We start from the raw sequence: 7,755 nt of genomic DNA, 5'->3' as shown, positions 1-7,755 counted from the left end.
TAGACGGCCACGCTCGCGATGCCTGCGTCCCGACAGGCCCGGGCCACGCGGACAGCGATTTCGCCACGGTTGGCGATGAGCACCTTGCGCACGATGATCCATCCTTGCTCGGTGGGGCGGTGGAGAGGTGGTCAGCTCTGCAAGGGCCGGCGTTGGGAATCCCGCAGGTGTGCCGATCGCCAGCTGACGGGGCTGCTGTCCGTGTGGCGCGTCCCGGCCCGGTTCCAGCGCGGAGCCGGTGCCCATCGCTCGTCGTCCGCGCACGCGCCGTACGCGACGCGATGGAGCAGGACGGCGGTGAGCGCTGCCAGTTCGGCGGGGCCGGCGGAGCCCTTCTCGACGCGGATCAGCGGTTCGCCGGAGGTGGTGGGACTGGTGAGTGAGGCGGCGGCGATGGGTGCGATGGTCATGGCGGCACTCCTGGGGTCACTGCGGCGGGTTGCCGTGCTTGCGGGAAGGGAGTTCGGCGTGCTTGGCACGGAGCATCGCCAGCGACCTGGTCAGCACCGCACGCGTCTGCCGCGGGTCGATGACGTCGTCGATCAGGCCGCGTTCGGCGGCGTAGTAGGGGTGCATGAGCTCCGACTTGTATTCGTCGATCTTCTGCTGCCGGACCGCCTCCGGGTCGTCGGAGGCGTTGATCTCCCGGCGGAAGATGACGCCCGCGGCACCCTCCGCGCCCATCACCGCGATCTCGTTGGTGGGCCAGGCGAGGGCGAGGTCGGCGCCGATGGAGCGGGAGTCCATGACGATGTACGCGCCGCCGTACGCCTTGCGCATGATCAGGGAGATGCGGGGGACGGTGGCGTTGCAGTACGCGTAGAGCAGCTTGGCACCGCGCCGGATGATGCCGTTGTGCTCCTGGTCGACGCCGGGCAGGAAGCCGGGAACGTCGACCAGGGTGACCAGCGGAATGTTGAAGGCGTCGCACAGTTGGACGAATCGGGCCGCCTTCTCCGAGGACTCGATGTCGAGCACGCCGGCGGTGGCGGCGGGCTGGTTGGCGACGATGCCGACGACGTGCCCGTCGAGGCGGGCGAACGCCACGACGATGTTGGGCGCCCAGACGGCGTGCACCTCGAAGTACTCGCCGTCGTCGACGATCTCCTCGATGACGGCCCGGACGTCGTAGGAACGGTTGGCGTCGGCCGGGACGAGGTCGAGCAGGGCGTCCGTGGACCGGTCCGCCGGGTCCTCCGTCGCGACGACCGGCGGTGTCTCCCGGTTGTTGGACGGCAGCAGGCCGAGGAGGAAGCGCACGTCCTCCAGGCAGCTCTCCTCGTCGTCGTAGGCGAAGTGCGCCACGCCGCTCGTCGCGGCGTGCACGTCAGCGCCGCCGAGGCCGTTCTGGGTGATCTCCTCGCCGGTCACGGCCTTGACGACGTCCGGTCCGGTGATGAACATCTGCGAGGTGCCGCGGACCATGAACACGAAGTCGGTCAGCGCCGGCGAGTACGCCGCGCCGCCCGCGCACGGGCCGAGCATCACGCTGATCTGCGGGATGACCCCGGAGGCGCGCGTGTTGCGCTGGAAGATGCCGCCGTAGCCGGCGAGCGCGGTGACGCCCTCCTGGATACGAGCGCCGGCGCCGTCGTTCAGGCTCACGACGGGTGCCCCGGCCGCCTCGGCCATGTCCATGATCTTGTGGATCTTCTGGGCGTGCGCCTCGCCGAGCGCGCCGCCGAAGATACGGAAGTCGTGGGCGTAGACGAACACGGTACGGCCGTCCACCGTGCCCCAGCCGGTGACCACTCCGTCCGTGTAGGGCTTCCTGGCCTCAAGTCCGAAGCTGGTCGCGCGGTGCCGGCGCAACGGCTCGACCTCGTTGAACGAGCCCTTGTCCAGCAGCAGTTCGATGCGTTCGCGGGCGGTCAGCTTGCCCTTGTCGTGCTGGCGTTCGGTGGCCGCGGGATCCGGTCCCGCCAGGACCGACTCCTTGATCGCGGCCAGTTCGTCCAGGCGTTCCTGGACGATGTCCCCGCTGACTGGCATGGTTCCCTCCCTGATGTGGCGTGGCGTGGAGTGTGGCGTCGCGGTCATCCGGCGGTGACCGGGGACTCGACCGGGGCGAGCAGGTCGAGGGCCGAGGCGACATGGGTCGCGTCGTGTGTGGTGTGGACGGGGACGTCCGGTGCGATGCGCTCGCAGAGGCCGCGGAGCACTTTGCCGGGTCCCACTTCGAGGATCCGGTCCGTCCCTTCGGTGGCGATCCGGGTCACCGACTCGGTCCAGCGCACGCGTCCTGTCAACTGCCGCCGGAGGGTGTCGCCGATCTGCCTCGCGCCGGTGAGCGGTGCCGCCGTCACGGCGGATATCACGGGGACGGCCGGGTCACGGAACTCGGTATCCAGCAGGGCCCGGGTGAACTCCTCCTCCACGGGCGCCATGAGACTGCTGTGGAAGGGCGCGCCGACCTTCAGCGCGAGAGCACGCCGGGCCCCGGCGGCCCGCGCGGCCGTGATCAGTTCCTCGACCGCGGCTGACTGTCCCGACACGACGGTCTGCGTGAACTCGTTGTCGTTGGCGACCTCGACGACCTGCCCGGTCCGTTCGCGGACGGCGGCGCACAGATCCTCCACGGTGCGCAGGTCGAGGCCCATGACCGCGGCCATCCGGCCGGGCACCCTGTCGTTGACGGCGGCCATGAGCCGGCCGCGCAGTCGGACCAGCCGCAGGGCGTCACGCCAGTCGAGGGCGTCGGCGGCGACCAGCGCCGCGTACTCCCCCAGGCTGTGTCCCGCCACCAGGGAGGGACGGACGCCGTGGCGCCGCAGTACGTCGAGGACGGCGACGCTGGTGAGGAGGACGGCGGGCTGGGTGATCGCGGTGTCGGCGAGGGCGTCGGCCGGGCCGTTCCAGCACAGGTCGGTGAGCGGGAGGCCGAGGAGTTCGTCCGCGGGCCGGTAGTAGGCGTCGAGGAGGTGTGGCCATCGGTCGGCGAGGTCCCGGCCCATGCCCACGCGTTGTGAGCCCTGGCCCGGAAAGACGAACGCTGTGGTGGTCATGTCGATGTCTCCTTCACGGTCTGCTGCACGCCGGCGGCCCGGGGCGGACAACGGCCTTCGGTGCGCCGGGTTATCGGGGCCACGACACGGGCGGCGGCGCCCTCGTACAGCCACTCCGGTGGAAGCGGGCGCACCGGCAGGGGCTGTGCGGGAGTGCCCGGGACGGCGACCGCTGCCGCGTGTGCGGGGCCCGCGAAGAGGTCGAGGACCGTCCAGTGCGGGGGTCTGCGCCACGGGCCGGGGCCCGGCGTGCCGAGGTAGTCGGCGTGCGCCGGGCGCTCGAGGCCGGTGCCGATGCCCTTGAGGTAGGCCTCCTTGCGGGCCCACAGCTGGCCGAAGGCCGCACCGCGCCGGTCCTGCGGCGTGGCTTCGAGTTCGGCGCGCTCACCGGGGTGCAGCAGGCGGACGCAGGCCTCCGTGGCCGCCGCCGAGGGCGTTCGCTGGATGTCCACGCCGACCGGCGCGGTGGCGAGGGCGACCAGGGCCCGTCCGCTGCTGTGGGACAGGGAGAAGTGGAGCGCGGGTGAGGGGCCGGGTCGCAGGGCGGGCCTGCCGTGCGGCCGGCCGCATCCCGGGCAGGACTCACGGACGTACGACACGTCCTCGGGCGTCAGGCCCAGTGCGGCGGCGAGCAGCCGGCGCAGGGCGATGTGGGCGGCGGTGTACAGCAGGGCGTCCCTGGGGCGCAGGAAGGAATCGGCGCGGGTGCGCTCCTGGGCGTCGAGTTCAGCCACGGCGAGCCGGCGTCCCGTGCTGTGCCTCGTCGGGTACCGCACCAGCCAGAGGTCGACGGCGACCGGGCCGTCACCCACCGACCGCGGTGCGAAACCGGTGCCGTGCGAGGTGGAGTTGCTGTGGAGCGGCACGGCCTGGTCCTCCCCTCGGTCCCTGGCGGCGTGACGGTTCGTCATGGCGTGATCGCTCCTGTGGTGCGTCGTGGCAGGAGGCCGGTGAGCGAGACGGCCAGGCCGGCGGCGCCGACGGCGGTGATGAGCAGAAGGGCCGGGTGGTAGCCGGCCAGGGCGGCCGCGGGGGACGCGCCGGGTGGCGGCCGGTGGGCCGACATCAGCGCCGCCACCAGGGCCGGCATCAGTACGGCACCGAACTGGACGGCCGTCTGGTACACACCGCTGGCGACGCCGGGCTCCGCCTCCGTGGCGGCCGCGAGGGCCTGAAGGTGCAGGGCGGCGAAGCACAGGACGAACGCCGCGCCGAGCAGGAGCAGCGTGGGCAGGATGTCGGTCGCGTACCGCGTGGGCGAGGCTGCCCCGAGGTAGAGGGCGTAGCCGAGCGGGGGCGCGACGTACCCGACCGCGATCAGCCGGGCCGCGCCGAACCGCTGCACCATCCGCCCGGAATACGCGGCGGTGAGGGCCAGCGGCAGGGCGGCGGGCAGCAGGGCCAGTCCCGTCCTCGCCGGCGACCAGCCGAGGAGCGTCTGGAGGTGGAAGGTGACGACGAACAGCAGCCCCAGGTACGAGCCGTTGAGCGCGGCGGCGGCGAAGGCGGAGCGCCGCAGGGCCGGATGCCCGAGCACCCGCGGCGGCAGCAGCGGATGCGTGGCCCGCCGTTCCCTGGCCACGACCACGGCGGACAGGACGGCGGCGAGCGTGAAGGCGCCGACGGTGCCGGGGGCGGTCCAGCCGTGTCCTGGCACGTGCCCGATGCCGTACACCAGGGCCAGCAGCGTGGCGGACAGGCTCAGGGCGGTGGGCAGTTGGTAGGGGCGGCCGCCGTCCGCGCCTGCCTTGCCGCGCTGTTCCGGCACGAGGCGCAGCCCGGCCACGAGCAGTACGGCGGCAACGGGCGCCGGGAAGGCGAAGGTCCAGCGCCAGCTCTCCTCGGTCAGCAGCCCGGAGAGCACCAGGCCGAGGGAGAAGCCGCTCGCCCCGAAGAGGCTGTAGACCGAGACGGCCCGATTGCGGGCGGGGCCCTCCGGGAACGTGCTGGTGATGATGGCCAGGCCGGTGGGGGCGGTGAGCGCCGCGCACACCCCCTTGACCACTCGGGTGGCGATCAGGAACCAGACGGCGCCGGCCAGGGCCCCGGCCAGGGAGGCCACGGCGAAGACGGAGACGGCCCCGAGATACACCCGGCGCCTTCCGAGTCGTTCCACCAGCCGGGTGCCGAACAGGATCGTCGCCCCGAACCCCGCGGCGAAGCCGCTCATGACCCACTGGAGTGAGGTCGGGTCCGCACCCAGGTCGCCGCCGATGGAGGGCAGGGCGACCACGGCCACCGACACCTCCAGGGCGTCGATGAGCATGTTGCCCGCCAGCACCGTCAGCAGCGCCCACTGGCGCGGGCTCCAGTGTCCGCTCCCCGTGCCGCCGGCGACCGGGGCCGTGCTCGTCGGTCTCATCGTCCTGTCCCCCGTCTCGTCCTGGTTCCTTCGCCGCCTTCCGGTCAGCCGACGAGGGTGCCTCCGCTGGCGTCGACGAAGGCGCCGGTGATCCAGCGGGCGTCGTCGGACGCCAGCAGCGCCACGATGTCGCCGACGTCGCGCGGTTCGCCCACGCGGTTGAAGACCGACAGCTTGGCCATCTGCTCGACGGCCTCGGGGATCGCGAAGACCGGGTTGTCGTTGCGGGTGATGCCCGGCGCCACGCTATTGACGGTGATGCCGCGCGGGCCGAGGTGCTTGGCGAAATGGAGCGCGAGCATCTCGACGGCGCCCTTGCTCATCGCGTAGGCGATCTCCTGCGGGTTGGCCGTCCGGGTGAGACCCGTCGAGATGTTGATGATGCGACCGCCGTCGGGCATGATCGTCAGCGCGCGCTGGATGATGAAGAACGGCGCCTTTGCGTTGACCGCGACGATCCGGTCGAACAGCTCGGGGGTGGTGTCCTCCGGGGCCACGCCGCCCATCACTCCGGCGTTGTTGACCAGGATGTTCAGGTCGGTGGTGCCGGTGCGCTCCTTGAGGCCCCGCTCCACGCCGAGGAACAGGTCGTGGACGTCGCCGGGGACGCCGAGTTCGGCCTGGACGGCGAAGGCCCGGCCGCCCTCCTTCTCGATGGTGCGGACGACGTCGTCGGCCGCCTCCTGGTTGCTGGTGTAGTGGACGGCGACGAGTGCTCCCTCGTCGGCCAGGCGCAGGGCCGTCGCCCGGCCGATGCCTCGGCTGGATCCCGTGACCAGCGCCGTCTTCCCGGTGAGCGTTCCCATCGTGGTCCTCCTGTGGTTGCCGTGGCCGGCCGTGGCGGCGGATGCCTGCGCCGGTGTGTGGGGTGCGGTGGTGCGAATCCCGGGTGCGGGGACGCCCGGCGGGGTGCCGAACCAGCGGTGCAGGGCCGCCGTGAGACCGGTGGTGCCGCCCGACGCCGCCCAGGCGACGTAGCCGTCGGGCCGCAGCAGGACAGCGTCGGTGCCCGCGAGGTCCCCCGCGTCGCGGAGCCGGGCCGTCACGAGGGACAGCCGCTCGCCCCAGGGCTCCATCACGGCGGAGCGCTCCGCAGCGTGCCCGGGGTGCCCGGACAGGTCGAGCAGCATCCCCCGCCCGGCCCGCAGCAGCGCGGCCGGCGTGTCGTCACCGTCCGGTGTGGTCAGAGGCAGTGGGGGGAAGCGGCGGCCGAGCAGCGGATGCCGGGTGGCGGTGCCGTCCGTGTCGTCGTACGCGATGTCGAGCCCCGCGATCATCGACGCGAGGTGAGCGCGGGCGAGCGGCAGCGAGACCAGTTCGCCGAACACCCCACGGACGGCCTCCACCTCGTCGCCGCCCAGGAGCAGCCTGGCCTGGGCCTTGATGTTGCCCAGGACCCTGCGGCCGACCGGGTGGCGTTCGCCGTGGTACGAATCCAACAGCGCATCGTCCGCCCGGCCGGTCACCCGGGCGGCCAGCTTCCAGCCGAGGTTGACGGCGTCCTGGAGGGCCAGGTTGAGGGCCTGGCCGCCGATCGGCATCTGCCGGTGCGCCGCGTCCCCGGCCAGCAGGACGCGTCCCTTGCGGTAGGCCGTCACCTGACGGGAGGCGTCCCCGAAGGCGTTGACCCACAGGGGGGTGCCGTGGCCGATGTCCTCGCCGGTGACGCGGCGCCAGACGGCCACGATCTCGGCGAAGTCGGGGTCCGTGGTGCGCGGCCGGGCGACGCTGCCGAACTCGTGCACCATGACGCGGGTGACGCCGTCGGGGCGGCGGGCCGCGATCGCCAGCCCGCGCCGCAGCCGCTCGAAACGCCGGTTGGGGATGTCGACGCTGGCCACGTCGGCCCGCACCAGTTCCCGTTCGGCGTCCGTCCCGGCGAAGTCGAAGCCCGCGAGGCGTCGTACGGCGCTCTGCTCGCCGTCGCACCCCACGACGTACTCGGCGCGGACCTCGACCGTCCCGTCGGAGCCCGACAGTTCCGCCGTGACGTGATCGGCGGCCGCGGTCAGTCCGCGTAGTTCATGGCCGCGCAGCACGATCGCGCCCAGGCCGGTGCCCCACTCCTGCAGTACCCGCTCGACGTCGGCCTGCAGGATCTTCCACTGCCCCGGATGGGAGCCGGGAAGGGTCAGGTCGAGCGGGATGCCGCCGAAGTGGCCCATCAGCTCGTTCGGTGGGGTGCCGAAGCCCTCCAGCAGGCCCCGCGCGTCGAAGGTCTCCATCGTCCTCGCGTGCAGCGTGGAGGCCCGGGACTCCGTCGTGGGGGCCTGAAGGCGCTCCGCGACCAGGACCTCGGCGCCGCCGAGCCGCAGTTCCCCGGCGAGCATCAGGCCCGCGGGACCGGCGCCGACGACGAGTACCTGGGTGCGCAGGGTGCCGGCCATG

At 72.7% G+C, this 7,755-nt stretch carries 7 protein-coding genes; all 7 read right to left on the bottom strand.

The window, feature by feature from the left end; translation table 11 throughout:
* Nucleotides 1-92: biotin carboxylase N-terminal domain-containing protein (locus ABZ453_RS29745; protein ID WP_308427085.1), on the bottom strand; the 92-nt coding region annotated here is incomplete at its 3' end.
* A gap of 39 nt (nucleotides 93-131) precedes the next feature.
* Nucleotides 132-410 (bottom strand): acyl-CoA carboxylase subunit epsilon, encoded by a 279-nt coding sequence (locus tag ABZ453_RS29740; RefSeq protein WP_359019537.1) that lies wholly within the window; start codon nucleotides 408-410, stop codon nucleotides 132-134.
* A gap of 16 nt (nucleotides 411-426) precedes the next feature.
* Nucleotides 427-1,992 carry an acyl-CoA carboxylase subunit beta gene (locus ABZ453_RS29735; RefSeq protein WP_359019535.1) on the bottom strand — a complete coding sequence of 522 codons (1,566 nt, stop codon included), beginning with the start codon at nucleotides 1,990-1,992 and terminating at the stop codon, nucleotides 427-429.
* Between the two features lie 44 nt (nucleotides 1,993-2,036).
* A complete protein-coding gene (gene fabD / locus ABZ453_RS29730; RefSeq protein ID WP_359019533.1) occupies nucleotides 2,037-3,005 on the bottom strand; it encodes an ACP S-malonyltransferase in 969 nt (322 codons plus the stop codon).
* A complete protein-coding gene (locus ABZ453_RS29725) occupies nucleotides 3,002-3,916 on the bottom strand; it encodes a 4'-phosphopantetheinyl transferase superfamily protein (RefSeq protein ID WP_359019531.1) in 915 nt (304 codons plus the stop codon). The genes fabD and ABZ453_RS29725 overlap by 4 nt, the downstream gene beginning before the upstream one ends.
* Nucleotides 3,913-5,367, bottom strand: coding sequence for an MFS transporter (locus tag ABZ453_RS29720; protein WP_359019529.1), 1,455 nt, complete (start codon nucleotides 5,365-5,367; stop codon nucleotides 3,913-3,915). Before ABZ453_RS29720 ends, ABZ453_RS29725 begins: the two co-directional genes overlap by 4 nt.
* 44 nt (nucleotides 5,368-5,411) lie before the next feature.
* Complete coding sequence (locus tag ABZ453_RS29715) at nucleotides 5,412-7,754, bottom strand: SDR family oxidoreductase (RefSeq protein ID WP_359019527.1); 2,343 nt, start codon at nucleotides 7,752-7,754, stop codon at nucleotides 5,412-5,414.
* Nucleotide 7,755: the final 1 nt, after the last annotated feature.

It is taken from the genome of Streptomyces sp. NPDC005799, from assembly GCF_040630525.1.
In the GTDB taxonomy this organism is placed as follows: domain Bacteria; phylum Actinomycetota; class Actinomycetes; order Streptomycetales; family Streptomycetaceae; genus Streptomyces; species Streptomyces griseorubiginosus_B.
Note: the sequence above shows the minus strand (reverse complement) of the source record. Positions and strands in the feature narration are given on the sequence as shown.

Excerpts from the sequence above, each read along its gene's own strand:
- ABZ453_RS29740 (WP_359019537.1), bottom strand. The coding sequence starts at position 410 with ATGACCATCGCACCCATCGCCGCCGCCTCACTCACCAGTCCCACCACC.
- ABZ453_RS29735 (WP_359019535.1), bottom strand. The coding sequence starts at position 1,992 with ATGCCAGTCAGCGGGGACATCGTCCAGGAACGCCTGGACGAACTGGCC.
- fabD (WP_359019533.1), bottom strand. The coding sequence starts at position 3,005 with ATGACCACCACAGCGTTCGTCTTTCCGGGCCAGGGCTCACAACGCGTG.
- ABZ453_RS29725 (WP_359019531.1), bottom strand. The coding sequence starts at position 3,916 with ATGACGAACCGTCACGCCGCCAGGGACCGAGGGGAGGACCAGGCCGTG.
- ABZ453_RS29720 (WP_359019529.1), bottom strand. The coding sequence starts at position 5,367 with ATGAGACCGACGAGCACGGCCCCGGTCGCCGGCGGCACGGGGAGCGGA.
- ABZ453_RS29715 (WP_359019527.1), bottom strand. The coding sequence starts at position 7,754 with ATGGCCGGCACCCTGCGCACCCAGGTACTCGTCGTCGGCGCCGGTCCC.